This window comes from uncultured Jatrophihabitans sp., from assembly GCF_964251945.1.
Lineage (GTDB): Bacteria > Actinomycetota > Actinomycetes > Mycobacteriales > Jatrophihabitantaceae > Jatrophihabitans.
In genome coordinates, this window is the sequence record NZ_CAXULP010000001.1 from 721812 (window position 1) to 748381 (window position 26570).

Annotated in this window: 26 protein-coding genes; 18 read left to right on the forward strand and 8 right to left on the reverse strand. The window is 73.0% G+C overall.

Annotation, left to right across the window (positions count from 1 at the left end; translation table 11 throughout):
- Positions 1 to 25 precede the first annotated feature (25 nt).
- Genes ACFFBG_RS03300 through ACFFBG_RS03315 form a run of 4 tightly spaced genes read left to right on the forward strand, consistent with a single transcriptional unit; the run spans position 26 to position 5256 of the window.
- On the forward strand, positions 26 to 1321 hold the full coding sequence (locus tag ACFFBG_RS03300) for a class I SAM-dependent RNA methyltransferase (protein ID WP_375475547.1): 1296 nt from the start codon (positions 26 to 28) through the stop codon (positions 1319 to 1321).
- Positions 1322 to 1359: 38 nt separating this feature from the next.
- Entirely contained in the window at positions 1360 to 3321 is a 1962-nt protein-coding gene (dxs, locus tag ACFFBG_RS03305; protein WP_375475549.1) for a 1-deoxy-D-xylulose-5-phosphate synthase, read from the forward strand.
- A 34-nt stretch (positions 3322 to 3355) separates the two neighbouring features.
- Positions 3356 to 4057, forward strand: coding sequence for a response regulator transcription factor (locus tag ACFFBG_RS03310; RefSeq protein ID WP_375475551.1), 702 nt, complete (start codon positions 3356 to 3358; stop codon positions 4055 to 4057).
- 29 nt (positions 4058 to 4086) lie between these two features.
- Positions 4087 to 5256, forward strand: a complete 1170-nt coding sequence (locus ACFFBG_RS03315; RefSeq protein WP_375476247.1) for a sensor histidine kinase — start codon at positions 4087 to 4089, stop codon at positions 5254 to 5256.
- Here ACFFBG_RS03315 and ACFFBG_RS03320 read toward each other — a convergent pair.
- On the reverse strand, positions 5222 to 6130 hold the full coding sequence (locus ACFFBG_RS03320) for an HAD family acid phosphatase (protein WP_375475552.1): 909 nt from the start codon (positions 6128 to 6130) through the stop codon (positions 5222 to 5224). The genes ACFFBG_RS03315 and ACFFBG_RS03320 overlap by 35 nt on opposite strands.
- Before the next feature lie 120 nt (positions 6131 to 6250).
- Here ACFFBG_RS03320 and ACFFBG_RS03325 point away from each other — a divergent pair, with 120 nt between their 5' ends.
- From ACFFBG_RS03325 to ACFFBG_RS03335, 3 genes are read left to right on the forward strand one after another with little or no spacing between them, the layout of a single operon-like run.
- Positions 6251 to 6568, forward strand: a complete 318-nt coding sequence (locus ACFFBG_RS03325) for an ArsR/SmtB family transcription factor (protein WP_375475554.1) — start codon at positions 6251 to 6253, stop codon at positions 6566 to 6568.
- Positions 6568 to 7299, forward strand: a complete 732-nt coding sequence (locus tag ACFFBG_RS03330; protein WP_375475556.1) for an SRPBCC domain-containing protein — start codon at positions 6568 to 6570, stop codon at positions 7297 to 7299. The genes ACFFBG_RS03325 and ACFFBG_RS03330 overlap by 1 nt, the downstream gene beginning before the upstream one ends.
- A 17-nt stretch (positions 7300 to 7316) precedes the next feature.
- On the forward strand, positions 7317 to 7685 hold the full coding sequence (locus ACFFBG_RS03335) for a hypothetical protein (RefSeq protein WP_375475558.1): 369 nt from the start codon (positions 7317 to 7319) through the stop codon (positions 7683 to 7685).
- Between the two features lie 103 nt (positions 7686 to 7788).
- Here the strand turns inward: ACFFBG_RS03335 and ACFFBG_RS03340 are convergent, their stop codons facing one another.
- The 3 genes from ACFFBG_RS03340 to ACFFBG_RS03350 are packed head-to-tail and all read right to left on the reverse strand — an operon-like array spanning position 7789 to position 9901.
- Positions 7789 to 9084: an HRDC domain-containing protein gene (locus ACFFBG_RS03340; protein WP_375475560.1), complete on the reverse strand. Its 1296-nt coding sequence runs from the start codon at positions 9082 to 9084 to the stop codon at positions 7789 to 7791.
- Positions 9081 to 9695: a DUF3000 domain-containing protein gene (locus ACFFBG_RS03345; protein ID WP_375475562.1), complete on the reverse strand. Its 615-nt coding sequence runs from the start codon at positions 9693 to 9695 to the stop codon at positions 9081 to 9083. The genes ACFFBG_RS03340 and ACFFBG_RS03345 overlap by 4 nt, the downstream gene beginning before the upstream one ends.
- 11 nt (positions 9696 to 9706) lie before the next feature.
- Positions 9707 to 9901, reverse strand: coding sequence for a hypothetical protein (locus ACFFBG_RS03350; protein ID WP_375475564.1), 195 nt, complete (start codon positions 9899 to 9901; stop codon positions 9707 to 9709).
- 94 nt (positions 9902 to 9995) lie between these two features.
- Between ACFFBG_RS03350 and hemE the strand changes: the two genes are divergently transcribed.
- From hemE to hemQ, 3 genes are read left to right on the forward strand one after another with little or no spacing between them, the layout of a single operon-like run.
- Positions 9996 to 11090 carry a uroporphyrinogen decarboxylase gene (hemE, locus tag ACFFBG_RS03355; protein ID WP_375475566.1) on the forward strand — a complete coding sequence of 365 codons (1095 nt, stop codon included), beginning with the start codon at positions 9996 to 9998 and terminating at the stop codon, positions 11088 to 11090.
- Entirely contained in the window at positions 11087 to 12469 is a 1383-nt protein-coding gene (hemG, locus tag ACFFBG_RS03360) for a protoporphyrinogen oxidase (RefSeq protein ID WP_375475568.1), read from the forward strand. Before hemE ends, hemG begins: the two co-directional genes overlap by 4 nt.
- 4 nt (positions 12470 to 12473) lie before the next feature.
- A complete protein-coding gene (gene hemQ / locus ACFFBG_RS03365) occupies positions 12474 to 13166 on the forward strand; it encodes a hydrogen peroxide-dependent heme synthase (protein ID WP_375475570.1) in 693 nt (230 codons plus the stop codon).
- Between the two features lie 39 nt (positions 13167 to 13205).
- Here the strand turns inward: hemQ and msrB are convergent, their stop codons facing one another.
- The 4 genes from msrB to ACFFBG_RS03385 are packed head-to-tail and all read right to left on the reverse strand — an operon-like array spanning position 13206 to position 16255.
- Positions 13206 to 13637 carry a peptide-methionine (R)-S-oxide reductase MsrB gene (gene msrB / locus ACFFBG_RS03370; RefSeq protein ID WP_375475572.1) on the reverse strand — a complete coding sequence of 144 codons (432 nt, stop codon included), beginning with the start codon at positions 13635 to 13637 and terminating at the stop codon, positions 13206 to 13208.
- 20 nt (positions 13638 to 13657) lie between these two features.
- Positions 13658 to 13918 (reverse strand): hypothetical protein, encoded by a 261-nt coding sequence (locus ACFFBG_RS03375; protein WP_375475574.1) that lies wholly within the window; start codon positions 13916 to 13918, stop codon positions 13658 to 13660.
- Between the two features lie 31 nt (positions 13919 to 13949).
- Entirely contained in the window at positions 13950 to 14876 is a 927-nt protein-coding gene (locus ACFFBG_RS03380; protein WP_375475576.1) for a DMT family transporter, read from the reverse strand.
- Complete coding sequence (locus ACFFBG_RS03385) at positions 14876 to 16255, reverse strand: aspartate aminotransferase family protein (RefSeq protein ID WP_375475578.1); 1380 nt, start codon at positions 16253 to 16255, stop codon at positions 14876 to 14878. The genes ACFFBG_RS03380 and ACFFBG_RS03385 overlap by 1 nt, the downstream gene beginning before the upstream one ends.
- 133 nt (positions 16256 to 16388) lie before the next feature.
- Between ACFFBG_RS03385 and ACFFBG_RS03390 the strand changes: the two genes are divergently transcribed.
- The 8 genes from ACFFBG_RS03390 to ACFFBG_RS03425 form a co-directional block, all read left to right on the forward strand.
- The gene (locus ACFFBG_RS03390) at positions 16389 to 17339 is read left to right on the forward strand and encodes a squalene/phytoene synthase family protein (RefSeq protein ID WP_375475580.1); all 951 of its coding nucleotides are present in this window, start codon (positions 16389 to 16391) and stop codon (positions 17337 to 17339) included.
- Positions 17329 to 18219, forward strand: a complete 891-nt coding sequence (locus ACFFBG_RS03395; RefSeq protein ID WP_375475582.1) for a phytoene/squalene synthase family protein — start codon at positions 17329 to 17331, stop codon at positions 18217 to 18219. The genes ACFFBG_RS03390 and ACFFBG_RS03395 overlap by 11 nt, the downstream gene beginning before the upstream one ends.
- The gene (hpnE, locus tag ACFFBG_RS03400; RefSeq protein ID WP_375475584.1) at positions 18212 to 19576 is read left to right on the forward strand and encodes a hydroxysqualene dehydroxylase HpnE; all 1365 of its coding nucleotides are present in this window, start codon (positions 18212 to 18214) and stop codon (positions 19574 to 19576) included. Before ACFFBG_RS03395 ends, hpnE begins: the two co-directional genes overlap by 8 nt.
- A 20-nt stretch (positions 19577 to 19596) precedes the next feature.
- A complete protein-coding gene (locus tag ACFFBG_RS03405) occupies positions 19597 to 20607 on the forward strand; it encodes a polyprenyl synthetase family protein (protein WP_375476249.1) in 1011 nt (336 codons plus the stop codon).
- Between the two features lie 31 nt (positions 20608 to 20638).
- Positions 20639 to 22546, forward strand: coding sequence for a squalene--hopene cyclase (gene shc / locus ACFFBG_RS03410; protein ID WP_375475586.1), 1908 nt, complete (start codon positions 20639 to 20641; stop codon positions 22544 to 22546).
- The gene (gene ispH, locus ACFFBG_RS03415; RefSeq protein ID WP_375475588.1) at positions 22543 to 24063 is read left to right on the forward strand and encodes a 4-hydroxy-3-methylbut-2-enyl diphosphate reductase; all 1521 of its coding nucleotides are present in this window, start codon (positions 22543 to 22545) and stop codon (positions 24061 to 24063) included. Before shc ends, ispH begins: the two co-directional genes overlap by 4 nt.
- Positions 24063 to 25079 (forward strand): adenosyl-hopene transferase HpnH, encoded by a 1017-nt coding sequence (hpnH, locus tag ACFFBG_RS03420; RefSeq protein WP_375475590.1) that lies wholly within the window; start codon positions 24063 to 24065, stop codon positions 25077 to 25079. Before ispH ends, hpnH begins: the two co-directional genes overlap by 1 nt.
- 162 nt (positions 25080 to 25241) lie before the next feature.
- On the forward strand, positions 25242 to 26570 hold a 1329-nt coding region (locus tag ACFFBG_RS03425; RefSeq protein ID WP_375475592.1), incomplete at its 3' end, for an NlpC/P60 family protein.

A 26570-nucleotide genomic window follows, 5' to 3' on the forward strand; every position in this document is an offset into this window, starting at 1 on the left:
GTGGGGGCAGGGACGGCGGCCCACAGTGGTTGACGGGCCGCTGCTCGGGGCCGAGCTCGAACTGGACGTGGGCGCGCCCGCGGCCGGCGGGGCCTGCGTGGCGCGCGAGCCCGGCGGCCGGGTCGTGTTCGTCCGGCACGCGCTGCCTGGGGAGCGGGTGCGCGCGCTCGTCACCGAGGACCGCGGCGGCTCGTTCTGCCGGGCCGACGCCGTCGAGGTGCTGCGCGCCTCCGCGGACCGCGTGCCGCAGCCGTGCCCGCACGCCCGGGCCGGCGGCTGCGGGGGCTGCGACTGGCAGCACGCGACCGGCCCGGCCCAGCGGGAGCTGAAGGCGACGGTGATCCGCGAGCAGTTTGCGCGCATCGGGAGCCTGCGGCTGGACGACCAGCTGTTCGGCGGGGTCGAGGAGCTGCCCGGCGGGCTGCTCGGCTGGCGCACCCGCGTGGCCTACGCCGTCGACGGCGCCGGCCGGCTCGGCCTTCGCCGGCACCACTCGCACGAGGTGGAGCGGCTCGAGCGCTGCCCGCTCGGCGCGCCCGGGGTGGGCGACGCGCCGGCGCTGGGGGACACCTGGCCGGGGCGCTCCGGCCTCGAGCTCGCGCGCGGCGACGAGCCGGCCGTCGCCGTGCTCGGCCACACGCCCGGAGGCGGCCGGCCGGGTCAGGTGTCGCGGGCACGGGGCGCCCGCCGGCCGGCCCGCGGCCGGCGGCCGCCGGACCGGGTGCAGCTGATCGACGGCCCGTCGGCGTTGCGACACGCGGCGCTCGGCCGAAGCTTCCAGGTTGCCGCCGCCGGCTTCTGGCAGGTGCATCCGGCCGCCGCCGAGACCCTCGCCACGGCCCTGCTGGCCGCCGTGGAACCGCGGCCGGGGGAGACGGCGCTCGACCTGTACGCCGGCGCCGGGCTGCTGACCGCGGCGCTCGCCGAGGCCGTCGGCCGCGACGGCAGCGTGCTGGGGATCGAGGCCGACCCGCAAGCAGTGGCCGACGCCGCGGCGAACCTGCGCGACCTGCCCTGGGCGACGGTGCGTCGCGGCCGGGTCGGCACCGGCTCGGGCGGCGAGCTGTGGCCGGCGCACGTCGACCTGGTCGTGCTCGACCCGCCGCGCACGGGCGCCGGGCCCGACGTCATGCGGCGGATCGCGGCGACGCGCCCGCGCGCGATCGGCTACGTCTCCTGCGACGCGGGCACCCTCGCCCGCGATGTCGCCGCACTGCGCGAGGCGGGCTGGACGCTCGCCGCCCTGCGCGCGTTCGACGCGTTTCCGATGACCCAGCACGTCGAATGCCTGGCCACCCTGCGCCCCGCGCCCGGCGGGTGAGCCGCGCGCGAGGCGTCCTGCGCCGTAACATCGTCGCTGTGACTCGAGTGCTCGATGGCGTCGGCGGGCCGGCCGACCTGCGCGAACTCGGCCCTGAAGACCTCGCCGCGCTGGCGACCGAGATCCGCGATGTGCTCGTGCAGACGGTCGCGCGCACCGGCGGCCACCTCGGCCCAAACCTCGGCGCGGTCGAGCTCACCATCGCGCTGCACCGGGTCTTCGACTCGCCGACTGAGCCGATCCTCTGGGACGTCGGCCACCAGGCGTACGTCCACAAGATGCTCACCGGCCGCGCCGGGCAGATGGCCTCGCTGCGGCAGGCCGGCGGGCTGTCCGGCTATCCCAGCCGCGAGGAGAGCGAACACGACTGGATCGAGAACTCGCACGCCTCGACCGCGCTGTCCTACGCCGACGGGCTGGCGAAGGCGCACGCGGTGCGCGGCGACCGCCGCCCGGTGGTCGCGGTCGTCGGCGACGGCGCCCTGACCGGCGGCATGTGCTGGGAGGCGCTGAACAACATCGCGGCCGCCGACCGACCGGTCATCGTCGTGGTCAACGACAACGGACGCTCCTACTCACCGACTGCGGGCGGGCTCGCCGAGCATCTCGCGGGCCTTCGGCTCAAGCCCGGGTATGAGAAGGTGCTCGGCCACGTGAAGGGCACCCTCGGCCGCACGCCCGTCGTCGGCCCACCTCTCTACGACGCGCTGCACGGCGTCAAGCGCGGGTTGAAGGACATGCTGCAGCCGCAGGGCATGTTCGAAGACCTCGGCCTGAAGTACTTCGGCCCGATCGACGGCCACGACATCGCCGCCCTGGAGACCGCGTTCCGGCTCGCCCGCGGCTTCGACGGGCCGGTGATCGTGCACTGCGCCACCCGCAAGGGCTATGGCTACCCGCCGGCCGAGAACGACGAGGCCGACCAGATGCACCAGTCGCGCGGCTTCGACCCGGCCACCGGCCTCGCCCGGGCCAGCAGCGCGCTCACCTGGACCTCGGTGTTCGGCCGGGAGCTCGCCGAGCTCGGCGAGCGGCGCGACGACATCGTCGCCATCACCGCCGCGATGTGCGAGCCGACCGGCCTCGGCGAGTTCGGCCGCCGGTTCCCCGAGCGCTGCTACGACGTCGGCATCGCCGAACAGCACGCAATGACCTCGGCGGCCGGGCTGGCCGCTGGCGGCCTGCACCCGGTGGTCGCCATCTACGCCACCTTCCTCAATCGCGCCTTCGATCAGCTGCTGATGGACGTCGCGCTGCACCGGCTGCCGGTCACCGTCGTGCTCGACCGCGCAGGCGTCACCGGCGAGGACGGGCCGAGCCACAACGGCATGTGGGATCTCGCGCTGCTCGGCATGGTGCCCGGCCTGCGGCTCGCGGCGCCGCGCGACGCGGCCACGCTGCGCGAGCTGTTCGCCGAAGCTGTCGACGTCTGCGACGGCCCGACCGTCCTGCGCTTCCCGAAGACGCCGCTCGGCGGCCCGGTGCCGGCCAGCCGCCGCGTCGGCGAGGTGGATGTGCTCAGCGAGCCCGATCCGGCCGCGCCGGTCGACGTGCTCGTCGTGGCCGTCGGCGCGCTGGCCGCCGACACCCTGGAGGCGTGCGCTGCCGTGCGCCGCGCCGGCTACACCACGCGCGTCGTCGCGCCGCGCTGGGTGACCCCGCTCGACCCGGCGCTCGTCGAGCTTGCCCGCGGCGCCGCGCTCGTCGTCACCGTCGAGGACGGCGTGGTGGTCGGCGGCGTCGGCTCGCGGGTCGCCCAAATGCTGCGCGACGCGGGCGTCGACGTTGCGACACGCGAGATCGGGATACCGGTACGGTTTCTGCAGCACGGCACCGTGGCGCAGGTGCGGGCAGCCGTCGGGCTGACCGTCCAGGACATTGGTCGACGCATCGTGGAATGGGCGGCCCTGGTGTCGCGGGCAACGGCGCCCGGCGACGACGCGGACGTCTCCGCGGGCCGCGCGATGGGCGGCGCCGACCGGCGACTGGCCGGCGACTGAGCAGCGGACTGACCGGGAAACGGGGAGGCGTCAGGTGCGAATCCTGGTCGTGGAGGACGAAGTGCAGCTTGCCGAGGCGGTGGCCCGCGGGCTGCGCCGCGAGGGCATGGCGGTCGACGTCGCCACCGACGGCGACGAGGGCTATCGCAAAGCGGCGCTCACCCGGTACGACGTCGTCGTGCTCGACCGCGACCTGCCGGGCATGTCCGGCGACGACATCTGCCGCCGGCTGACCGACGAGGGCGTGCTGACCCGCGTCATGATGCTGACTGCGAGCGGCACCGTCGAGGACAAGGTGACCGGCCTGGCGCTCGGCGCCGACGACTACCTCGCCAAGCCGTTCGCGTTCGCCGAGCTGGTCGCCCGGGTGCGCGCGCTCGGCAGGCGCACGACGCCTGCTGCGCCGCCGGTGCTGAGCGCGGGCGACGTGGAGCTCGACTCCTCGAAGCGGACGGTCACCCGCGGCGGTGAGCTGGTCGACCTGACCCGCAAGGAGTTCGGCGTGCTGGAGACGTTGCTGACCGCCGCGGGGGCGGTCGTCAGCAGCGAGGAGTTGTTGGATCGCGTGTGGGACGAGAACGCCGACCCGTTCACCACCACGGTCCGGGTCACGATGATGACGCTGCGCCGCAAGCTGGGCGAGCCGCCGATCATCGACACCGTCGTCGGCTCGGGGTATCGCATCGACCCGTCCGTTCTCTCCGGGGGCAGCGAGGGCGCCGGGTCGATCCCGTGAGGTTCTTCCGCCCGACGCTGCGCGTGCGCATGGCGTTGCTTTATGGCGGTCTAGTCCTGCTGGTCGGCGTCTCGCTGCTGTTCACCTGCGTGATCCTGCTCGACCGAGCCATTGCGCACCTGCCCGTGTACGACACGACCCACGGGCCGCTCACCATCACCGACTCGAACGGCCATCGCCTCCAGGTCGCGAACTCCCTGGGCGACGCCCAGAGCAACGCCACCAGCTACCTGCTGCACACCGGGTTGATCTACTTCGCGATCATCGCCGTCGTCGGCACCACCGCGGGCTACCTGCTCGCGAAGCAGGCGTTGCGACCGATCGCCAAGCTGACGCAGACCGCCCGCGCGCTGTCCACCGAGACCCTCGACCAACGGATCAACCTCGGCGGCCCGGACGACGAGCTGCGCGAGCTGGCAGACACCTTCGACGACATGCTGGCCCGGCTCGACGCCGCCTTCGACAGCCAGCGGCTGTTCGTCGCCAACGCCAGCCACGAGCTGCGCACGCCGCTGTCGGTGATCCGCACCGAGCTCGAGGTCACCCTCAGCGACCCGGACGCCGACCGCGAGGAGCTGCGCAGGATGGGCGCGGTCGTCGCCGCGGCCACCGAACGCGCGCAGCGGCTGGTCAACTCGCTGCTGACCCTCGCCCGGCTGCAGGCCGTCGGGGGCGGCGAGCTCGAGGTGAACGAGCCCGTCGACCTCGCCCGCCTCGTGCCCTCGACGCTGCACGCCGTGGCCGCCGAGGCCGAGGCGAAGGGCGTCCGGATCGAGACTGAGGTCGAATCTGCGGTGACCACCGGGGATCCGCGGCTGCTCGAGCGGCTGATCGGGAACCTGGTCGAAAACGCCATCCGGCACAACGTCCCCGGCGGCTGGCTGCGCGTGACCACCGGCCACACCCCGGACAAGGTCTGGTTGCACGTGGCCAATGGCGGCGCGGTGATCCAGACCGACGTGAACACTTTGTTCGAGCCGTTCCGCCGCGGCGGCCGGGTGCGCACGGCCACCCGGGGCGCCGGGCTCGGCTTGGCGATCGTGCGGATGATCGTCGGCGCGCACCGCGGCAAGCTGCAGGCGGCCGCCCCACCCTTCGGCGGCCTCACCGTTCGGGTCGAGCTGCCCCGCGACCGCGACGAGCCGGCTCAGCGCGCCCACGCGGTCACGGCAGGTAGTACATCGGGTTTGGGATCTTGAACCGCTTCTCCGCGTAGCCGCCGACGAGGTCGCTGCGCTGGTCGCCGAAGTTGGCGACGATCGTGTACCCGAGTGATTCGATGTGCTTGCGGGTCAGGGACTTGTACTCGATCGTCGTGCAGGTCGGCGCGCAGGACGACAGCCATGGCCTGGTTTGGTCCTTCAGGAACAGCCTGCCCTTCGGCGCCGCGGGGAAGCCGACCTTGGTGAGGTTGCCCGCGGTCGCGGCGCGCAGCTTCGCCGCCCGGCCGGTGAGGAAGAACAGCGTGTACCCGCGCGCCCTCGCGTACTTCGCGAGCCTCGGCATGTGGAACACGGCCGGGAACGCGCGCGCTCGCACGAACTGGGCGCTCTTGGCCGGGCGGCGGACGAAGTTCGTGTCGATCTCGAAGTTGTAGGTGTTCAGCGAGGTGTCGTCGACATCGAGCACGATCGCCCTGCGGTGCGTGTGGCGCTGTCTCGCCGCGTTGAGATAGCGCTCGGCCCGTCTGACCAGGGCCGCCATTTGCTTCGCGTAGGCGCCGTTCGCAGCCGGCACGTGTCGAGCCGTGCCGTCCGGATTCCGGCCCGCGACGGTGTCGCCGTAGTAGGCCTTGATCGCCGCCTTGACCTGGTCGATGTTCTGGATCTGGTTGGCCCGGGTGGGGTGCTTCGGCGGTGCTGGGACGGCGCGTGGCGCCGCGTGCGCTGACGCAGTATGCGGTGACGCCGCGTGCGCTGACGCCGTGTGCGCTGACGCCGGTCGCGAGCGCGCCGGACGTTGTGCGCCGGCCGATCCGGGCGTCGCCAGGACGAGGGTGACGACCGCGGATAGCGCCGCGGCGCCCAGGCTGGCCAACGCGGTGGGCGACCGCAACGTGCGAAGCACGGACATGACGACGGCTTTCAGTGGCGGGGCGGGAACCTGCACCCTCTCAGGTCGGCGCGCCGGCCGACGAGCTCGGCACGCCGGGGTTGCCCCACAACATTGGTTGCTCTACGGTAACCGTTACCGATGAGCAACCAAGCACAGGCGAGCGAGGCGTTCGACGCGTTGGGCGATCCGATGCGCCGCCGGATCCTCGAGTGCCTGCGCGACGGTCCGTGCCCGGTGGGCGAGGTGGCGCAGCGGCTGCCGATCGGGCGGCCGGCGGTCAGCAAGCACCTGCGGGTGTTGGAGGGCGCGGGGCTCGTGGAGCACGCCACGAAGGGGACGCGCAACCTCTACGCCCTCGCGCCGGATGGGCTGGCTGGGGTGCAGCAATGGCTGGTGGGGACGTGGGGCGACGTGCTCACGTCCTTCGCCCGATACGTCGAAGCAGAGGAGAGCTGATGTCCGAGGTCGCACCTGTTCGCCGCGAGGTGATGGTCGCCGTCGACGCGGCGCGGGCCTTCGCGCTGTTCACCGACCGGATCGGCGCCTGGTGGCCGGTGGACCGGCTCAGCGTGCTGACCGGCGAGGTCGCGTTCGAAGGCGACGAACTCGTCGAACGGCTCGGCGACCGGTCGGCCGTCTGGGCCGAGGTCCGGGAATGGGATCCGCCGCGCCGGGTGCGGCTGAACTGGCACCCCGGCGGGTCGGCCGACTCGGGCACCGACGTGGAGATCACCTTCATCGAGCAGGACGGCCAGACGCTCGTGCGACTCGCGCACAGCGGATGGGAGCGGCACGCCGATCCGGCGGCAGCGGCGGAGGAGTACGGGCATGGCTGGCCGCTCGTGCTGGACGAGTACGCCGGAGAGGTCGCGCGCGCGGAGGCGCCCGATCGCTGGTTCGCGCTGGTGCACCGGCCCGGCCCGGCGATGCCGGCCGGCGAATCGATCTTCGCCCAGCCGGCCTTCGCCGAGCACCTCGCGTTCATCGCTCGCCTCGCCGAGCGCGGGCTGCTCGTCGCAGCCGGGCCGATGCTGGACGAGAACGGCGCCGGCATGACGGTGGTGCGGGTGCGTCCCGAGCACGGCGAGGTGGACGTCGAGGCGCTCGCCCGCACCGACGACCAATGCGTGGCGCAGGGCTTCCTCACCGTGACGGCTCGTCCGTGGCAGGTCGTCCTGACCGGCTGATAAAACAATACGATGCGATGGCAGACGAACTCGTCGACTCAGACGCCTCAGGGACCGACCCGATCGTCCTCTGCGGCTGGATCGCCGAACACCGATCCGAACTCTGCGGTCGCCACGCCAACGAACTCGACCGGCACTTCCGCATGAGGCCGCCCTTTGCGCAGCTAACGCTGTTCCCTCGTGCGGTCGCCATCGGCGCTCTGTCGGCAGGAGCCGCCGGCGGCATCGTCGGGCTGGTGATCGGACTGTTCACTTACCCGCCGACAGCGCCGTTCGCTGTCTTCGAGCTCGGATTTCCGGCCACGATCGTAGGGGCTGTTTGTGGACTCGTGATCGGATCGATTCTTGTTGCCATTCGACGATCCGGCCGTCCACGCCGACCCTGAAGGCATTCTCTCCTGGTTTCGTGTTGCTCGTTTTCGCCGCAATTTTGGACGTCACGGGACCAGGAGAAGCGAGGGTGCGCGCGGCTGGTGGCGCGATCAGCGGTCAGGCGTGCGGCGTCAGGGCGGCGGCGAGCGGGCCGGCGGTGAGCTCCACCTGCCACGGACGCGCGCCGAGTTCGGCCAGCCGGTCGCGCACCGCCTCCTCGGTGGCCGGCGCGGGCGGCTCCCAGCAGATCCGACGCACGACGTCGGAGGCGACGAGGTTCTGCGCGAGCACGGCGTGCTGCTCGGCCAGCGCGGCGACCGCCTCGCGGGCGGCGGCCAGCCGGGCAGCCGCCGCAGGATCGCGTTCGCGCCAGCGCGACGGCGCCGGCATGCCGTCCCCGTTGCCGGCGGTGATCGGCGGCAGCTCGCTTTCCGGCAGCTCCTGCGCCGTGCGCACCGCGCCGAACCAGCGGTCCAGCCGGCGGCGCTGACGCGGCCCGCCGAACACCGGCAGACCGGCGAGATCGCGCGGCCGCGCCGGATTCGACTTCGCCGCGTCGATGATGGCCGCGTCCGGCAGCACCCGGCCCGGCGCGATGTCCTGCTCGGCGGCGTAGGCGTCCCGGGCCGTCCACAGCGACTTGACGATCGCGATCTGCCGCCGGTTGCGCAGCGCGTGGATGCCCGACGTTCGCCGCCACGGGTCTGCGCGCGGCGGGTTCGGCGGCGCGACGCGGACCGCTTCGAACTCTTGCCTGGCCCAGTCCAGCTTGCCGGCTCGCTCGAGCTCGTCGGCGAGCAGGTCGCGCAGCTCGACGAGCAGCTCGACGTCCAGCGCTGCGTAGGCCAGCCAGTCCTGCGGCAGCGGACGCGTCGACCAGTCTGCCGCCGAGTGCCCTTTCTCCAGCCGGACGCCGAGGTGCTGTTCGACCATGGTGCCGAGCGCAACTCGCTCGACGCCCAGCAGCCGGCCGGCGAGCTCGGTGTCGAACAGCGCGCTCGGGGCCATGCCGACCTCGGCCAGACAGGGCAGGTCCTGGTTGGCCGCGTGCAGCACCCATTCGACGCCGTCCAGCGCCGCGCCGAGCTCGCCGAGGTCGGGCAGCGCGATCGGGTCGACCAGCGCGGTGCCGGCGCCGGCGCGGCGCAGCTGCACCAGGTAGGCGCGCTGGCTGTACCGGTAGCCCGACGCGCGTTCGGCGTCCACCGCGACCGGGCCGGTCGCCGCGCGCAAGGCCGTGACGAACTCGGCCAGCTGCGCGGCCTCGGTGAGTGCCGCCGGGATGCCGTCGCGCGGCTCGCGCAGCACCGGCACGTCGGCCCCGCTGTCGGCAACCCTGTCGGCGTCAGCCCCGGCCGCGTCAGCCCCGGCCTCGTCGACCGGGTCGACCGGGTCGGGGGCAGCGTCGGTCACGGTCCGGTCGAGGACAGGATCGTGACGCCTTCAGGTGGCAGGCCGGCGGCTGTGCACAGCAGGTCCAGGTAGGCCTGCAGGTGCGGGGTGAGATCAGCGTCGTCGGCCGTCCAGGAGGCGCGCAGTTCGAACTCGACGTCGGTCTGCGGGCCGTGCAGGTCGCCAAAACGCGTTGACGTCTTCTGGGTGACCGTGCCGCCGGCGGCACGGTAGGCGGCGCCGCGTTCGTCGAGCGCGGACCGCAGCCAGCTCCACCCGACGGTCGGCAGCATCGGATCGACCCCGATCGACTCGTCGAGGGTGGCCGAGACGAACGCGACCAGGCGCAGCACGCCGTGCCAGGCCTCGTGCCCGTCGGGATCGTGCAGCAGCACCAGCCGCCCGGTCGCGCCGTCCAGGGCGTCGTGCGCGCCGAGCACGTCGGCGCTGACCGCATAGCTGTACGGCGCGAGGCGTTGCGGCGCGCGCAGCGGCTCGAGGCGGACCTCGCGTCGGACCGGCGCGTCGAGCAGGCTCTGCACGGCGCGCCGGAAGACGTCCGGCCCCGGCCCGGCCTCGCTCGGCGTCGGAGGGGGCGGCGTGAAGTCGCCGGTGGTCACGCTGTTCATCATCCGGCGCAGCGTCAGGCTGCGCGACGGGCTGGCGCAGGCCGGCCGATCTCGGCGAACAGGGGAGCGTCCAGCAGCAGGGCGGTGCCGCACTCCACGCACGCGCGGTCGGGGCAGCGGTCGCCGTGCCCGTCCGGGCATGGCGGAGCCTCGGCGAGACAGTCCCGCTCGCAGGCGGGGCAGTACAGCAGGGAGAGCTCGGTGGTCACGGCGCGGCTCCTTTCTCGCATGCGGTGCCAACGTCGCACGAGGGCCTGACAATCTCAGTCAGGCGCGCCGAACACGCGTGCGACGATGGAGGCGATGACGACCCCTGCCACCCACGGCGCAACCGCCGCCGGCCCTGCCGACAGCCCCACTGGCGGGCCGGCCCGTGGCCCTGCCGGCGCTTCGCTGCTCGTGCGCGCCGCGACCGGCCGGCCAGGCCCCTACCCGCCGGTGTGGTTCATGCGTCAGGCCGGCCGCTCGCTGCCGGAGTACCGCGCGCTGCGCGAGGGCAGCTCCATGCTCGACGCGTGCCGCACGCCCGATCTGATCACCGAGATCACCTTGCAGCCGGTGCGCCGGCATGGGGTCGACGCGGCCATCTTCTTCTCCGACATCGTGGTGCCGCTGGTCGCCACCGGCGTCGGCGTGGACATCGTGCCCGGCGTCGGGCCGGTCGTCGACGAGCCGATCCGCGACCGGGCCGCGGTCGAGCGGCTCCGGCCGCTGACGCCCGACGACGTCCCGTACATCACCGAGGCGGTTCGCACGCTGACGCGCGAGCTTGGCTCGACCCCGTTGATCGGCTTCGCCGGCGCGCCGTTCACCCTGGCGAGCTATCTCGTCGAAGGAGGTCCGTCGCGCGACCATGCGCGCACCAAAGCGCTGATGCACGACGACCCGTCGTTGTGGCACGCGCTGCTGGAGCGGATCGGCGGAATTGCCCGGACATACCTCGCCGTGCAGATCGACGCGGGGGCGTCGGCCGTGCAGCTGTTCGACTCGTGGGCCGGCGCGCTGTCGCTCGCCGACTACACCGAGTTTGTGCTGCCGCACAGCCGTGCCGTGCTCGAGCCGCTTGCCGGCTCGGTGCCGCGCATCCACTTCGGCGTGGGCACCGGCGAGCTGCTCGTCGCGATGCGCGGCGCGGGCGCGGATGTCGTGGGCGTCGACTGGCGGGTGTCGTTGGACGAAGCGGCGCGCCGCCTCGGCCCGGGCGCGATCGTGCAGGGCAACCTCGACCCGGCGCTGCTGTCGGCGAGCTGGCCGGTGGTGGAGCGCGCGGTGCGCCGCGTCGTCGCACAGGGCCGCGCCGCAGACGGGCACATCTTCAACCTCGGCCACGGCGTGCCGCCGGACACCGACCCCGAGGTGCTGACCCGGATCGTCGAGCTCGTCCACTCGCTGGCATGAGTTCGGCCCGGCTGGTGGTCGTCGGCGGCGGCATCTCCGGGCTGGCCGCGGCCTGGCAGGCTGCCGCCGCGGGGCTGTCGGTGACCGTCCTGGAAGGCTCGTCGCGGGTCGGCGGCAAGCTGGCTGTCGAGCAGGTCGCCGGCGTCTCGGTCGACGTCGGCGCCGAGGCCCTGCTGACCACCCGGCCAGAGGGCGTCGCGCTGCTCGCCGACGCCGGCCTGGCCGAGCAGCGGATCAGCCCGCTGACGACCGCGGCGCAGGTCCGCGCCGGCGGCGCCACCCATCCGCTGCCGGCCCGCACGATGATGGGCATCCCGTCCGACGCCGACGCGCTGCGGGCGTCAGGCGCCGTGTCGGCCCAGGCCGTCGCCGCCGTCGCCGCCGAGCCCGAGCTGCCGCCGCTGCCGTCGCTCGTCGACGACGTCTCGGTCGGCCGGCTGGTGCGCGAGCGGCTCGGCGCGGAGATCGCCGACCGGCTCGTCGAGCCGTTGCTCGGCGGCGTCTACTCCGGCCGGGTGGACGAGCTGTCGCTGCGGGCCACCGTGCCGCGGCTGGCCGAGCGCCTGGCGGCCGGCGGATCGCTGGTCGAGGCGGCCGCCGCGGCGGCCGGCGCGGGCACCCGGCCTTCGGCCGGCCCGATCTTCACCTCGTTGCGCGGCGGACTCGGCCGGCTGCCCAACGCGTTGGTCGCCGCCGGCGCCTTCGACGTGCGTCTTGGCGTCACCGCGCGGGCGTTGCGGCGCACCCCGACCGGCTTCGCGCTCGACTGCGGGCCAGCGCCGGACCCGGAGCTGATCGAGGCCGACGCCGTCATCGTGGCGTTGCCGCCGGCCAAGGCCGCCCGGTTGCTGCGCGAGGTCGCGCCGTCCGCCGCTGCCGAGCTCGCCGGCATCGAGACCGCGAACATGGCGATCGTGTCCTTCGCGTTCGCGGGCGTGACTGCGCCCGCCGGCAGCGGGCTGCTCGTCGGCGCGGGGGAGCGGCTGGCGACCAAGGCCATCACGCTGTCGTCGCAGAAGTGGCCGTTGGACACCGAGCTGCTGATGTTGCGCGCGTCGGTCGGCCGGGCCGGCGAGTCGCAGGCGCTGCGCTTCGACGACGCGGACCTCATCGAGCTGGTGCGCCGCGAGCTGCGACCGTTGCTGGGCGTCGACGCGCAGCCGGTGGACGCCCGGGTGACGCGCTGGGGCGGCGGCTTGCCGCAGTACGGAGTCGGCCACCTCGAGCGGATCGCCCGCGTGCGCGCCGCCGTCGCCGCGGTGCCGGGCCTGGCGGTGTGCGGGGCGGCGTTCGACGGGGTCGGCGTGCCGGCGTGCGTCGCGGCGGCCCGCGCGGCGGTTGAGCGCGTGCTCGCAGCCGCTCCGGCAGGAGGACAATGAGCGGATGGTCGACGGGAAGACTGCGCGCGAGCTGAACAACGTCATCCGCTACACCGCCTGGTCGGTGTTCAAGGCGGTCCGGCCGTTGGGCGAGGACCGGTCCGCTTTGGCCGACGAGGTCGGGCAGTTGTTCGACGAGCTCGCCGCGAAGGACGTCGTCGTGCGCGGGAGCTACGACCTTTCCGCTCTGCGGGCCGACGCCGACCTGATGGTGTGGTGGCACGCGTCGACGGCAGACGAGCTGCAGGAGGCCTACTCGCGTTTTCGCCGCACCGCGCTCGGCGGCCACCTGGAGCCGGTGTGGTCGAACATGGCGCTGCACCGCCCGGCCGAGTTCAACAAGAGCCACGTGCCGGCGTTCCTCGCCGACGAGCAGCCGCGCGCGTACGTCTGCGTCTACCCGTTCGTGCGGTCCTACGAGTGGTACCTGCTGCCGGACGCCGAACGTCGGGCGATGCTTGCCGAGCACGGCCAGATGGCGCGCGACTACGCCGACGTGCGCGCGAACACGGTGTCGTCGTTCGCGCTCGGCGACTACGAGTGGCTGCTGGCGTTCGAGGCCGACGAGCTGCACCGGATCGTCGACCTCATGCGGCATCTGCGCGGCTCGACGGCGCGGCGGCACGTCCGGGAAGAGGTGCCGTTCTACACCGGCCGGCGCCGCTCGGTCGCCGAACTCGTCGACGCCCTGCCGTAGCCCGCGGGGCGTAGCGCGCGGGGCCGGTCAGCCAGCGGGTCAGCTGGCGGGCTCGTCCTCGAAGACCATCGAGATCGAGTTGATGCAGTAGCGCAGGTCGGTCGGGGTGCCGTAGCCCTCGCCGGAGAACACGTGGCCGAGGTGGCTGTGGCAGTTGGCGCACAGCACCTCGGTGCGCGACATGCCCCAGGCGCGGTCGGTGCGTTCGATCACCCGTTCGCCCGCGAGCGGGGTGAAGAAGCTGGGCCAGCCGCAGTGCGAGTCGAACTTGTGCTCGCTGCGGAACAGCTCCGCGCCGCACGCTCGGCAGCGGTACACGCCGACGCGGTGGTTGTCGGTGTACTCGCCGGTGAACGCCCGCTCGGTGCCGGCCTCGCGCAGCACCTCATACTCCTCGGGCGTGAGTTCGGCGCGCCATTCCTCGTCGGTCTTCGCGACGGGCGCGGGCGGCAGATCCTTGGTCGACTTCATGCCACGACGGTACCCACGGTTTAGAAGGTTTGGACGATGCCGATCGCGCCGTAGATCAGCGCCAGGGTGACGCCGATCAGGATCAGCCACACGACCACCTTGGCCGCCGTCCGGCGCGGGCCGCTGAGCCGGCTCAGGCCGGCGCCGAACGCCGCGAGGTTCTGCAGCTCGCCCTCGGCGGAGTTCGGGTTGGCCGTGCGGCCCCACGCGCCGTCGATGTAGGGCGCGCGGCCTGGCCCGTCGTCGTCGCCGGGGCCGTCGATGCGCTCGTCGATCCGCACGCAGGTCAGCCTAAACCTCGGGTCGAGGACGTCAGCCGGCCGAGCGGGACGCGCGCGAGGCCGTGAGCGGCGCCTCCGGCGCCACGTTCTCGGCGTCGTTGACCGCGGCCAGCACCGGGGAGTGCGCGAGGACGAAGACACCCGCGCCGACGGCGACGGCGCCGAGCGTCGCGCCGAACAGCCATGCGCCGGTGCGGGTGATCTCGCCGAACACCAGGACGCCCCACAGGATCGACACGAGCGGGTCCATCAAGGTGAAGCCGGGCTGCGCGGCCAGCAGCGGCCCGACGTGCAGCGCCCACTGGACGAGCACCAGTCCCAGCACGCCGAAGCTGATCGCCGTGTACGTCTGCCAGGTCGTCAGCACGCCGACGAGGCCGTGCTTTTCGCCCTGCGCGATCGTCTCCTTGATCAATGTCGCGGTCAGCCCGAAGCTCGTGCCGGCCGCCGCGCCCAGACACGCCGTGCGCCACAACGTCCGCCCGCGCTGCGCGACAACCACCAGCGCGGCGATCGTCGCCGCCGTGCTGCCGCCCGCGGCCGCGTACAGGAAGTGCGAGACGTTGGTCTCGTCGCCCGGGCGGGGGTTCAGGAACGCGACGAGCGCGATCATGCCGGCCGTCATCGTGAGGATGCCGGTCCACTCGGGCCGGCCGAGCGGCGAGGCGAACACCCGCGAGGCGACGAGCAGCGTCAGCGGCACCTCGAGGGTGATGATCGGCTCGACGGCGGACAGCTGCCCCAACCCCAGCGCGATCGCCTGCAGCACGAACGACGACACCAGCCCGCCGAAGCCGATCAGCCAGGTGGGCCGGTGGACGAGATCCCACAGCAGGCGCAGCCCGAACGACTGGTCCGGGCCGGCCTCCAGCCCGGCCTTGCGCTGCATGACGTTCGCCAGGGCGTTGCCCATGGCCGCCAGCGCGGCGAGGACGTAGCTGAGCAGGGTCTGCCACATCAGTTCGAGCGCGCCTGCCGGACGAGCGTTCGGCCGAAGTCTTTGGTCAGCGCGAGCCCGCGGTGAGCGTCGTCGAGCACGTCGGCGAACGCCGAGACGAAGCGGTCGACCTCGCGCTCGCCGATGATCAACGGCGGGATCAGCTTGATCACCTCGATGTGGTCGCCGGACACCTGGGTGAGGATCCGGTGCCGGTGGAACAGCCCGTGCACGACGGTCTGCGCGAACAGGCCCTTGCGGGCGAGCTGCAGAGCCGTCCAGTGGGCGCGCAGCTTGCGGTCTTGCGGCTTGCGGAACTCGATGCCGATCATCAGCCCGCGGCCCCGGACGTCGCCGATCAGCTCGTACCGCTCGGCGAGCGCCGCCAGCCGGGTGCGCAGCTCGTCGCCGATGCGGCCGGCGTTGGCCACCACCTCGTCGCGGTCCATGACGTGCATGGTCGCCAGTCCAGCGGCCATCGCCTGGTTGTTCGAGCCGAACGTCGAGTCGTGCACGAGCACGCGGTCCATCGACGAGTAGACCTTCTTGAACACCGCGTCCGAGCCGAGCGTGGCGCCAACCGGCACGTACCCGCCGGACAGCGCCTTCGCGACCGCGACGAGATCAGGTTTGACGCCGTCGTGGTCGTAGGCGAAGAAGTCGCCGGTGCGGCCCATGCCGCACTGCACCTCGTCAGCGATCAGCAGGGCGCCGTGCCGGCGCAGCAGGTCGTGCGCCGCGGCGAGGTAGCCGGGCGGCGCCACGGCGACGCCTTTGCCCTGGATCGGCTCGACGAGCAGGGCGGCCACGCCGCCGCGGCGCAGCTCGCGCTCCAGCGCGGCCAGGTCGCCCAGCGGCACCGCGGTGTCCGGCAGCAGCGGCCCGAAGCCCTTGCGGAAGGAGTCCGCGCCGTTGACCGACAGCGAGCCGGCGGTCAGGCCGTGAAAGGCGTGCGCGCAGTAGAGGATCCGCTTGCGCTTCGTGGCGTAGCGCGCGAACTTCAACGCCGCCTCGACGGCCTCGGTGCCGCTGTTGCTGAAGTAGACGCGCTCGAGGTGCGGCGCCTTCGCGAGCAGTTGCTCGGCTAGCGGGCCGGCGAGCGGCGGCGCGTCGAACTGGGTGAGGTCGGCCAGGCCCATGTCGACGACGTCGTGGATCGCCTGCCGTACCTCCGGATGGTGCCGGCCGAGGGCGAAGACGCCGAAGCCGGACAGCATGTCCAGGTAGTCCTGGCCGTCGGCGTCGTAGAGGTAGGCGCCGTCCGCGCGCGTGTAGACCTTGTCGAAGCCGATCGCGTGCAGCATGCGGGGGAGCTGGGGGTTGAGATGGTCGCGGTGCAGCTCGTAGCGCTGCGCGCCCTTGACGCGCAGGACCTCCGCCAGGTCGAATCGCTCGCCCATCCGCAACCTCCTGGCCCCTCGTCGTCCGACGTGATGCACGCTAATGGATCGCAGGGCCCGGCAGCCGCTGCCCCGAGGTCTGGAACTGTGTCTGATATACCGATGCCCGGGGAGGTTACTTAGCTTGGCTAACTTGTCGCACGCGCCTGCGGAGGCCGTTCCGGCCGACCGCCCCGCCGTGCTGCGCGACCGCCCCGCCGTGCTGCGCGACACGGCTGCCCGCTCGGCGGCGCAGGCCGTGGCGGAGAACTTCCCGGTGGCGCTTCGGCTGCTGCCGCGCGGGCCGCGCGGCCAACTCGCCCGCGTCTACGCCTTCGCCCGGTTCGTCGACGACGTGGGCGACGAGGCGCCGGGCGACCGGCGTGCCCTGCTCGCTGACATCGCCGCCGACCTGCGCGCCGCCGAGGCCGAGGGCGCCGCGAGGGCCGAGGGCGCCGCGAAGGCCGAGGGCGCCGCCGGCGCCGGCCCGCAGCTGGCGCCGGTGGTCGGGCTGGCCCCGGTACTGGCCGCCGGCGTGCCGGTCCAGCCCTTCCTCGACCTCGTCGCGGCCAACCTGCAGGACCAGGACGTCGTCCGATACGCCACCTTCGACGATCTGCTCGGCTACTGCGCGCTGTCGGCCGCGCCGGTGGGCCGGATCGTGCTCCACCTGGCCGGGGCGGCGACGCCGGCGAACGTCGCCGACTCCGACGCGGTCTGCGCCGCCCTGCAGGTCCTGGAGCACTGCCAGGACGTCGGCGAGGACGCCCGCGCCGGCCGGATCTACCTGCCCGCGGCCGAACTGCGCGCCGCCGGCGTCGCCGAGGCCGCGTTGCGCGGACGGGTCACCGGGCGCCCCCTGCGCCGGGTCGTCGCCCGCCAGGTCGACCGCGCGCACGGCCAGCTGCTCGACGGCCGCGGGCTCGTCGCCCGGCTGTCGGGGTGGTCGCGCGTGGCCGTCGCCGGTTATCTGGCCGGCGGCCTCGCGACCGTCGACGCCCTGCGCGCAGCCGAGCACGGCGTGCTCGAGGAGGACGTGCGGCCGGCGAAGGGGCGCACGGCGATCCACGCGCTGCGGCTGATCGGAGCCCGCCATGGACGCTGAGCCCATGGCCGTCGAGGCCGCCTACGCGACCTGCGAGCGCATCACTCGCGAGCAGGCGCGCAACTTCGCCTGGGGCATCCGGCTGCTGCCCGAGCCGAAGCGACGCGCGCTGTCCGCCGTCTACGCGATGGCGCGACGCGTCGACGACATCGGCGACGGCACGTTGCCGGCTGAGGACAAGCTGCGGCTGCTCGCCGACGCGCGCGAGGTCGCGCTCGCGCCTGGCGACCATCTCGATGACGAGGTGGCCGTCGCGCTGGCCGACGCCGCCGGCCGGTTCCCGATCCCGCTGGCGGCGTTCGGCGAGCTCGTCGACGGCTGCGAAATGGACGTCGCCGGCGTCAGCTACGACACGCTCGAGGACCTGGTGCGCTACTGCCGCAATGTCGCTGGCTCGATCGGCCGGCTCTCGTTGGGCGTCTTCGCGCCGCCACTGTCGACGGCGGGCTTCGCCGACGCCGCCCGGCTGGCCGACGAGCTAGGCGTCGCGCTGCAGCTGACGAACATCTTGCGCGACATCCGGGAAGACCTCGGCAACGGCCGGCAGTACCTGCCGAAAGAGGATCTCGCGCTGTTCAATTGCGAACTCCGTACCCTGCCGGATGGCACGTTGGACCCGCAGAACGGCGCGCTTGCCGAGGTGATCCGGTTCGAGGCGGCGCGGGCCTGGGGTCGCTACGACGAAGGGCTCCGGCTGCTGGCCGTGCTGGACCGGCGCAGCGCGGCCTGCTGCGCCGCGATGGCCGGCATCTATCGCGAGCTGCTGAACCGGATCGCGGCCGACCCCTCGCGGGTCATGCGCGAGCGGACCTCGCTGCCGACGCGGGACAAGCTGCGCGTCGCCGTCGGCGCGCTGGCCGGGCAGAGCCGTCGTGGCTGAGCCCACGGTGGTCGTGGTCGGCGGCGGGCTCGCCGGCATCGCCGCAGCGCTGCGCGCGGCCGACCGAGGGTGTGCGGTGACGCTGCTCGAAAGCCGGCCGCGGCTCGGCGGCGCGGCGTTCTCGTTCCGGCGCGGGGAGCTGACCGTGGACAACGGCCAGCACGTGTTCCTGCGCTGCTGCGCGGCATACCGGTGGTTCCTCGACCGCGTCGGCGGCACCGAGCTCACCACGCTGCAGGACCGGCTCGACATCCCGGTGCTGGCACCGGGAGGCCGCTCGGGCCGGCTGCGGCGCACCTCGGGCGTGCCTGCGCCGGCGCACCTGACCGCCGCGCTGGCCGGTTACCGGCTGCTCAGCGTCGCCGACCGGGCGCGCGCGGTCCGCGGCGCGGTGGCGCTGCGGCTGCTCAACCCGGCCGACCCCTCGCTCGACCGCCGGACGTTGGGGGAGTACCTGCGCCGGCACGGCCAGAACGACGCGACCATCGCCGCGCTGTGGGGCATCGTCGCCACCGCCACACTCAACCTCGGCCCGGACGACGCGTCGCTCGCGCTCGCCGCCAAGGTGTTCCGCACCGGGCTGCTGGACTCCGCCGCCGCGGCCGACATCGGACACGCCACCGCGCCGCTCGGCGAGCTGCACTCCGTCGCGGCGGGCGCCGCGCTCGCCGGCGCCGGGGTGGCCGTCACGCTGGGCGCGCGGGTGGAGACGGTCGGCGGCGGACCGGTCGTGCGCTTCCGCGCCGACGGCAGCGTCCGGGAGGTGCGCCCGGACGCGGTGGTGCTGGCGGTCCCGCCGCGTGAGCTGTTCGCGCTCGCCCCCGCCCTCTCGGGCACCGCCGCCGCGCCGGCGCGTCAGCTGCAGACGGCGCCGATCGTCAACGTGCACGTCGTCTACGACCGGCCGGTGACCGACCTGCCGTTCGCCGCGGGCGTGGGGACGCCGGTGCAGTGGGTGTTCGACCGCACCGAGTCCTCCGGACTGCGCCGCTCGCGCCCGGGCGGCCAGTACCTCGCCGTCACCGTGTCGGCGGCCGACGACCTCATCGACGTGCCCGCCCGCGCCATCGTCGACCGATTCGTCGCCGCGCTCGCCGAGCTGTTCCCGCGGGCGCGGCGGGCCGAGGTGCTGGACGCGTTCGTCACCCGCGAGCGGCACGCCACGTTCCGGCAGGCCGCCGGCACCGCGCCGCTTCGGCCCGGCCCGGATTCCGGGCTGCCCGGCGTCGCGCTCGCCGGGGCGTGGACGGCGACCGGCTGGCCGGACACCATGGAGAGCGCGGTCCGCAGCGGCGTGGCAGCGGCGCAGCACATCCTCGGCGTGGCATCCTCCGACCTCGTGGAGTTCGCGGCGTGAGCAACCCCACGATGAGCGAGATGTCGACTGTGCCGGCGATCGTCGCCCGCGCCCGCGGCCTCGTCGAGCCGGCGTTGCGCGCCGCTGTCGGCGCGCTCGGCGACGAGCAGATGCGCCTCGTCGCCGGTTACCAGCTCGGCTGGTGGGAAGCCGACGGCACGCCGGTGTCCGGCGGCGGGGGCAAGGCGATCCGGCCGGCGCTGGCGATCCTGTCCGCCGAGGCGGCCGGTGACCCGGCGGCCGGCGTGCCGGGGGCCGTCGCGGTCGAGCTCGTGCACAACTTCTCGTTGTTGCACGACGACATCATGGACCGCGACGTCGAGCGTCGGCACCGACCGACGGGGTGGGTCGTGTTCGGCGAAGGGCAGGCGATCCTTGCCGGGAACGCCATGCTCACCGCCGCGATCGAGGTCCTGCTCCGCGACGGCGCGCGCTCGCGCTCGAGTCTGCCGCTGCTGATGAGCACCGTGCAGGAGCTGATCAGCGGCCAGTCGCGCGACCTCGCGCTGGAGCGCCGCCAGGACGCGACAGTCGATGACGTCGTGCGGATGGAGCACGGCAAGACCGCGGCGCTGATCTCATGCTCTGCGGCGATCGGCGCGCAGGCCGCGGGGGCCGCGCACGACGTCGTCGACGCCCTCGCCGAGTACGGCCAGCTGGTCGGTCTCGCCTTCCAGCTCGTGGACGACGTCCTCGGCATCACCGGGGACCCAGCCGTCACCGGCAAGTCGGCGTCGTCGGATCTGCGCGCTGGAAAGCGCAGCGCGCCGGTGGTGGCCGCCTTGTCCGCCGGTGGCGACTCGGCCGGACGGCTCGCCGAACTGCTGGCCGGCGGTCCGCTGCAGAGCGAGGAACAAATCGCGCTGGGCGTGCGCTTGATCGAAGATGCCGGGGGCATCCGCTGGGCCAACGCCGAAGCTGAGCGATTGTTGGATGCCGCGGCGAAGGTCTTACGTGCCGCCGATCTCCCGGAGGACGCGAGTGCGCAGTTCGAGCGGATGTCGGCGTATTTGGTGCGGCGGGCCCGGTAGCGTTGTCCGGCCTTGAGTTGAGGGGAGCAGCGTGACCACCGCCAGCAAGCGCGACGGCGACGTCGAATTCGTTGACGACGTCGCGGACGCCGTGGCCCGGGCGCAGCAGCACCTGCGTGATCGGCAGGCGCCCGCCGGATGGTGGAAGGGCGAACTGCGGACCAACGTCACCATGGACGCCGAGGACCTTCTGCTGCGGCAGTTCCTCGGCATCGTGCAAGACGACGAGCTCGACCAGGCCGCACGGTGGATCCGTTCCCAGCAGCGCGCCGACGGGACGTGGGCCAACTTCGAGGGTGGTCCGGGGAATCTGTCGACGACCGTGGAGGCCTATGCCGCGCTTCGGCTGGCCGGCGACGAGCCCGACGAGCCCCACATGCGGGCCGCCCGCGAGTTCGTCCTCGCCGGCGGCGGTCTCGAAGCGAGCCGCGTGTTCACCCGTATCTGGCTCGCGCTGTTCGGCGAGTGGTCGTGGGACGACCTGCCCTCGATGCCGCCGGAGCTCGTGCTGCTGCCGTCCTGGGCGCCGCTGAACAAGTACGACTGGGCGTGCTGGGCCCGTCAGACGGTAGTGCCGATCACTGTCGTCGCGACGATGCGCCCGGTCCGGCCGTTGCCATTCCGGCTGACCGAGCTCCGCGCCGGCACGGGCGAGCAGCGCCGCGGCGGCCTGATCGCGCAGGGCTTCCACATGGTCGACAAGGCGCTCAAGCTTTATGACCGCTCGCCGATCCAGCCCGGTCGGGAGTTCGCGCTGCGCCAGGCCGCCGAGTGGATCATCGCCCGGCAGGAGGACGACGGCGGATGGGGCGGCATCCAACCGCCGTGGGTGTATTCGATTCTCGCGTTGCACCTGCTCGGCTATTCACTCGAGCATCCGGTGCTCGCGGCGGCGGTCAACGGCCTCGACATGTTCCTCGTCCACGAGACCACACCAGACGGTATGGTCCGGCGCCTCGAGGCCTGCCAGTCGCCGGTGTGGGACACCTGCCTGACCGTCATCGCGCTGCTCGACTCGGGCATGGCCGCCGACGACCCCGCTGTCGTCTCGGCCGTCGACTGGCTGCTCGGCGAGGAGATCCGGGTCAGCGGCGACTGGGCGGTGCGCAGGCCGGGCCTCGAGCCAGCCGGCTGGGCCTTCGAGTTCGCCAACGACGGTTACCCGGACACCGACGACACCGCCGAGGTCGTTCTCGCGTTGCATCGGGTCGAGCACGCGCTGCCGCACGTCAAGCCGGCGATGGATCGCGGAATCGCATGGGTGGTCGGAATGCAGTCACGCGACGGCGGGTGGGGCGCCTTCGACGCCGACAACACCCGCCGGCTCGTCGAAAAGGTGCCGTTCAGCGATTTCGGCGCGGTCATCGACCCGCCGTCGGCCGACGTCACCGCGCACGTCGTCGAGATGCTCGGACACCGCGGACTCGCCGACGGCCGGCCCACCCGTCGCGGGGTGCGCTGGCTGCTCGACGCCCAGGAGCCGGACGGCGCGTGGTTCGGCCGCTGGGGCGCGAACTACGTCTACGGCACCGGCGCCGCCGTGCCGGCCCTGGTGGCGGCCGGCGTGGCACCCGACGACCCGGCGATCACCCGCGCGATCGCCTGGCTGGCCGAGCACCAGAATGCCGACGGCGGCTGGGGCGAGGACCTGCGCTCCTACACCGACGACGCCTGGCGCGGCCGGGGCGACTCGACCGCGTCGCAGACCGCATGGGCGCTGCTCGCGCTGCTGGCCGCCGACCCGGACCACCCGGCGGTGGAACGCGGCGTGGCCTGGCTGGTCGCCCAGCAGCGCGCCGACGGCGGCTGGGACGAGGACCTGTACACCGGCACCGGCTTCCCCGGCGACTTCTACATCAACTACGAGATGTACCGCCTCGCGTTCCCGCTCAGCGCGCTCGGGCGCTGGCTCGACTACCAGGACGCGGGCCCCGGATGAGCGTCGACCTGCTTGTCGTCACCGCGCTGCGCAGCGAGTACCAGGCGCTGCGCGGCCGGGTGCCCGAGGCGCGGCTGGCCCGGTGCGGCATGGGTCCGGTGAAGGTCGCGCGGTGGCTGCCTGAACTGGCGCGCGACCTGCCGGCAGTGCTGGTCGTCGCGGGCGTGGCCGGGGGCCTCGACCCCTCGCTGCGGCCAGGCGACGTCGTGGTCGCCAGCGAAGTGCGCGACGCCGCCGGCCGTATCACCCTGCGCGAGACCGCGCCGCTGGTCGCCGAGCTGCGCGCCCGCGGCCTGCGGGTGCAGACCGGTCCCATCCTCAGCCGGGACACCATCGTGGGCGGCCCGGACGAGCGCGAGCGGCTGGCCGCCACCGGCGCGCTGGCCGTGGACATGGAGTCGGCCGCGATCGTGCGGGCGGCGCACGAGCACCGTTCGGACACCCCGCGGCCGATCGCGGTGGTTCGGGTGATCGTCGACACCGCGATGACGCCGTTGGTGCGGCCGGCCACTGTCACGGCCGGAATCAGGGCGCTGCGCAACCTCGCCCGCACCGGACCGGCGCTGCGCCGATGGGCCGAGCTGGCCGGGCCGCGCACGATCGTGCTCGCCGCGCCGCGCTCGTTCTGCGCCGGCGTCGACCGCGCGATCGACATCGTCGACGCGGCGCTCGAGCGCTACCCGCACCCGATCTACGTGCGGCGCCAGATCGTGCACAACGCGCACGTCGTCCGCGATCTCGAACAGCGCGGCGCCGTCTTCGTCGAGGAGCTCGACGAGGTGCCCGACGGCACCACGCTCGTCTTCTCCGCCCACGGGGTCGCGCCGGCCGTCCGGGCGGAGGCCGAGCGGCGCGGGCTCAAGGTCATCGACGCCACCTGCCCGCTCGTCGCGAAGGTGCACGCCGAGGCGCGCCGGTTCGCCACCCGCGGCGACACGGTCGTGCTGATCGGCCACGACGGCCACGACGAGACCGAAGGGACCCTCGGCGAGGTGCCCGGCAAGATCACCCTGGTCGAGACCCCGCAGGACGCCGAGCGCGTGGTCGCCGAGGATCCCGACCGGGTCGCGTTCCTGATGCAGACGACGCTCGCGATCGACGACGCCGCGGCCACGGTAGACGTGCTGCGCCGCCGATTCCCGCTGATCGCATCCTCGGCCACCGACGACATCTGCTACGCGACGACGAACCGCCAGGCTGCCGTGAAAGCCATCGCTGGCAACTCGGACGTCGTCATCGTCCTCGGTTCGGCGAACTCGTCGAACTCGCTGCGCCTGGCCGAGGTCGCAGCTCGCGCCGGCGCGCCCGCGCACCTCGTCGACGACGCCACGGCGTTGCTGCCAGAATGGCTCGTCGGCGCCCGGACGGTCGGTTTGACCGCGGGGGCTTCCGCACCGCCGCACCTCGTGGACGAGGTCATCGGCACGCTGCGGGCGTTGGGTCCCGTCGAGGTCGTCGAGCAGACGGTCGCGCGGGAAGAGATCACATTCACCCTCCCGAAGGAGGTCGCTCAGTAATGGCTGTTCCGATCAGGCAAGCCGTGCGTATCGGTTGGTACGCGATCAACCAGCGCTATATCAAGAAGCGGGACAAGTTCCCGCTCGTCGTCGAGCTCGAGCCGCTGTTCGCCTGCAACCTGGCGTGCAACGGCTGCGGCAAGATCCAGCACCCGCACGAGATACTGCGCCAGCGCATGCCGGTCGAGCAGGCCGTCGCCGCGGTCGAGGAGAGTGGCGCGCCGGTCGTCTCGATCGCCGGCGGCGAACCGTTCATGCACCCGCAGATCGACGTCATGATCAACGAGCTGACCAAGCGCAAGAAGTACGTCGTGCTCTGCACCAACGCCGAGCTCGTGCGCAAGCGGTTCGACCGCTTCGACCTCAAGCCGTCGCAGTACCTGTCGTTTGCGATCCACATCGACGGCCTGCGCGAGCGGCACGACGAGTCGGTGTCGAAGGAAGGGGTGTTCGACGAGGCGATCGAGGCGATCAAGTTCCTCAAGGACAAGGGCTTCCGGGTCACCACCAACTCGACGTTTTTCAACACCGACACGCCGCAGACGATCATTGACGTGCTGAATTACCTGAACGACGACATCAAGGTCGACAGCATGATGCTCTCGCCGGCCTATGCGTATGAGAAGGCGCCGGACCAGGACCACTTCCTGGGCGTCACCGAGACCCGCGAGCTGTTCAAGAAGGCGTTCGGCGACGGCAACCGCAAGCGCTGGCGGCTCAACCACTCGCCGCTGTTCCTCGACTTCCTCGAGGGCAAGCGGGAGTTCGCGTGCACCGCGTGGGGCATCCCGTCCTACTCGCTGCTCGGCTGGCAGAAGCCGTGCTACCTGATGTCCGACGGGTACGTGAAGACGTACAAGGAACTCGTCGAGACGACCGACTGGGACAAGTACGGCCGCGGCAGGGACGAGCGCTGCAACAACTGCATGGCGCACTGCGGCTACGAGCCGACCGCCGTCCTCGCGACGATGGGCTCGCTGAAGGAAGGACTGCGCGCCCTGCGCGAGCAGGGCTGACCTGCCGCGCCTCTGCACCGATACGGGGGCTCGCAACCTCGACCAGGTCTATTGCTCGATCCGGGGTTGGGACAAAGGTTCGCTGCACGCGACGCTCAACTGGCGGGAAACTCGGCCGATGGTGTCTCGGTGCGACTTGGCCGAGATCCGTTGGTGTCCGCAATGCCGGACCTCCGCCCTCGTCCAGATGTCGCACCCCGGCGCTCGGCCAAGCAGTCATGGCGGCTCGCTCTCGTCGTGGTGACGGCTCTGGCCGCCCTTGCCGCCACGGCTTTGTCAGGCGAACGGAGCGACGCGGCCCGCTTCGTGCCCGCGCAGGGCGAACGTCCGCTGAGCGCGGCCGCCGCCGCGTCGCGCGACCACCTCGTCACGCCGCGCGGCGCATCCGCGAAGGCCCAGCTCGCCGCGAAGGCCCAACTTGCCGCGAACGCCCCGGACCCCGCGAACGCCGTGGACGCCGTGACGGCCTCGGGCATCGTGCCGCGCGCTGCGGTCCGCACGATGTCGTTGGACGCGCCGATCCAGCATGGCTTGACGGCCCGCCAGGAACAGGCTCTGTCGGCGCGGCTGCTGAGCGCGTACAAGGCCCCGGCGACGGCACAGAAGTCCGAGTACTGGACACCGGCCATGGGACGCAGCGCGGTCAGGCGGGCCGAGTCGTGGCTCGGCCTGCCGTATTCCTGGGCAGGTGGCAACGCCGGCTCACCGACCGCTGGGAAGTGCGACCCGGGCAGCGGCGGCGACCTCGACTGCCACGTCGTCGGCTTCGATTGCTCGGGCCTGGCGATGTACGCATGGGGGGCGTACCTGTCGCTTCCCCATTTGGCCGCTGCGCAGCGTTCTGCCGGCGCCTACCACCCCACTCGCAAGCAGCTGCTGCCCGGCGATCTGGTCTTCTTCTCCGGGTACCTTTCCGGCGGCACGGGGCACGTCGCGATCTATGCCGGCAAGGGGATGGTCATCGAGGCGCCGCAGAGCGGCTCGGTGATCCGGCGCGCCGCATTAGCCGACCTGATCGCGCAGGACGGTGTCTACCGGGGCGCCGTCCGGCCGTTGACCGGCCAGACGCCGACGCTGACCGCGCCCCGCGCCGCGGTCCCGCTCGCCGGTGGGACCGTCACGTTGCATGGCACGCATCTTGCGGGCGCGGCGGCGGTACGGGTCGGCGGCGTCACGGTGCGCCGATTCGCACGTCACTCGGATTCGACCATCGTGTTCCGCGCACCTGCGCACCACGCCGGCACGGTCGCCGTCAGGGTGACGACGCCGTGGAAAGCCACGTCACGGCCGGTGAGCCTCGCCTACACGCGCCCGCGCCCGCGCCGCGCGCCGGTCGCCACGCCGAAGCCGCCGGTCGCCACGCCGAAGCCGCCGGTCGCCACGCCGAAGCCGCCGGCCGCGCCGAAGCCGCCGGCCGCCACGCCCAGGCCGCCGGTCGCCACGCCCAGGCCGCCGGTCGCCACGCCCAGGCCGCCGGTCGCCACGCCCAGG

Coding starts and splice junctions, on each gene's coding strand:
- ACFFBG_RS03315 (WP_375476247.1), top strand. CDS start 4,087: ATGGCGTTGCTTTATGGCGGTCTAGTCCTGCTGGTCGGCGTCTCGCTG.
- ACFFBG_RS03320 (WP_375475552.1), bottom strand. CDS start 6,130: ATGTCCGTGCTTCGCACGTTGCGGTCGCCCACCGCGTTGGCCAGCCTG.
- ACFFBG_RS03325 (WP_375475554.1), top strand. CDS start 6,251: ATGAGCAACCAAGCACAGGCGAGCGAGGCGTTCGACGCGTTGGGCGAT.
- ACFFBG_RS03330 (WP_375475556.1), top strand. CDS start 6,568: ATGTCCGAGGTCGCACCTGTTCGCCGCGAGGTGATGGTCGCCGTCGAC.
- ACFFBG_RS03335 (WP_375475558.1), top strand. CDS start 7,317: ATGGCAGACGAACTCGTCGACTCAGACGCCTCAGGGACCGACCCGATC.
- ACFFBG_RS03345 (WP_375475562.1), bottom strand. CDS start 9,695: ATGATGAACAGCGTGACCACCGGCGACTTCACGCCGCCCCCTCCGACG.
- hemE (WP_375475566.1), top strand. CDS start 9,996: ATGACGACCCCTGCCACCCACGGCGCAACCGCCGCCGGCCCTGCCGAC.
- hemG (WP_375475568.1), top strand. CDS start 11,087: ATGAGTTCGGCCCGGCTGGTGGTCGTCGGCGGCGGCATCTCCGGGCTG.
- hemQ (WP_375475570.1), top strand. CDS start 12,474: ATGGTCGACGGGAAGACTGCGCGCGAGCTGAACAACGTCATCCGCTAC.
- msrB (WP_375475572.1), bottom strand. CDS start 13,637: ATGAAGTCGACCAAGGATCTGCCGCCCGCGCCCGTCGCGAAGACCGAC.
- ACFFBG_RS03380 (WP_375475576.1), bottom strand. CDS start 14,876: ATGTGGCAGACCCTGCTCAGCTACGTCCTCGCCGCGCTGGCGGCCATG.
- ACFFBG_RS03385 (WP_375475578.1), bottom strand. CDS start 16,255: ATGGGCGAGCGATTCGACCTGGCGGAGGTCCTGCGCGTCAAGGGCGCG.
- ACFFBG_RS03395 (WP_375475582.1), top strand. CDS start 17,329: ATGGACGCTGAGCCCATGGCCGTCGAGGCCGCCTACGCGACCTGCGAG.
- ACFFBG_RS03405 (WP_375476249.1), top strand. CDS start 19,597: ATGTCGACTGTGCCGGCGATCGTCGCCCGCGCCCGCGGCCTCGTCGAG.
- ispH (WP_375475588.1), top strand. CDS start 22,543: ATGAGCGTCGACCTGCTTGTCGTCACCGCGCTGCGCAGCGAGTACCAG.
- hpnH (WP_375475590.1), top strand. CDS start 24,063: ATGGCTGTTCCGATCAGGCAAGCCGTGCGTATCGGTTGGTACGCGATC.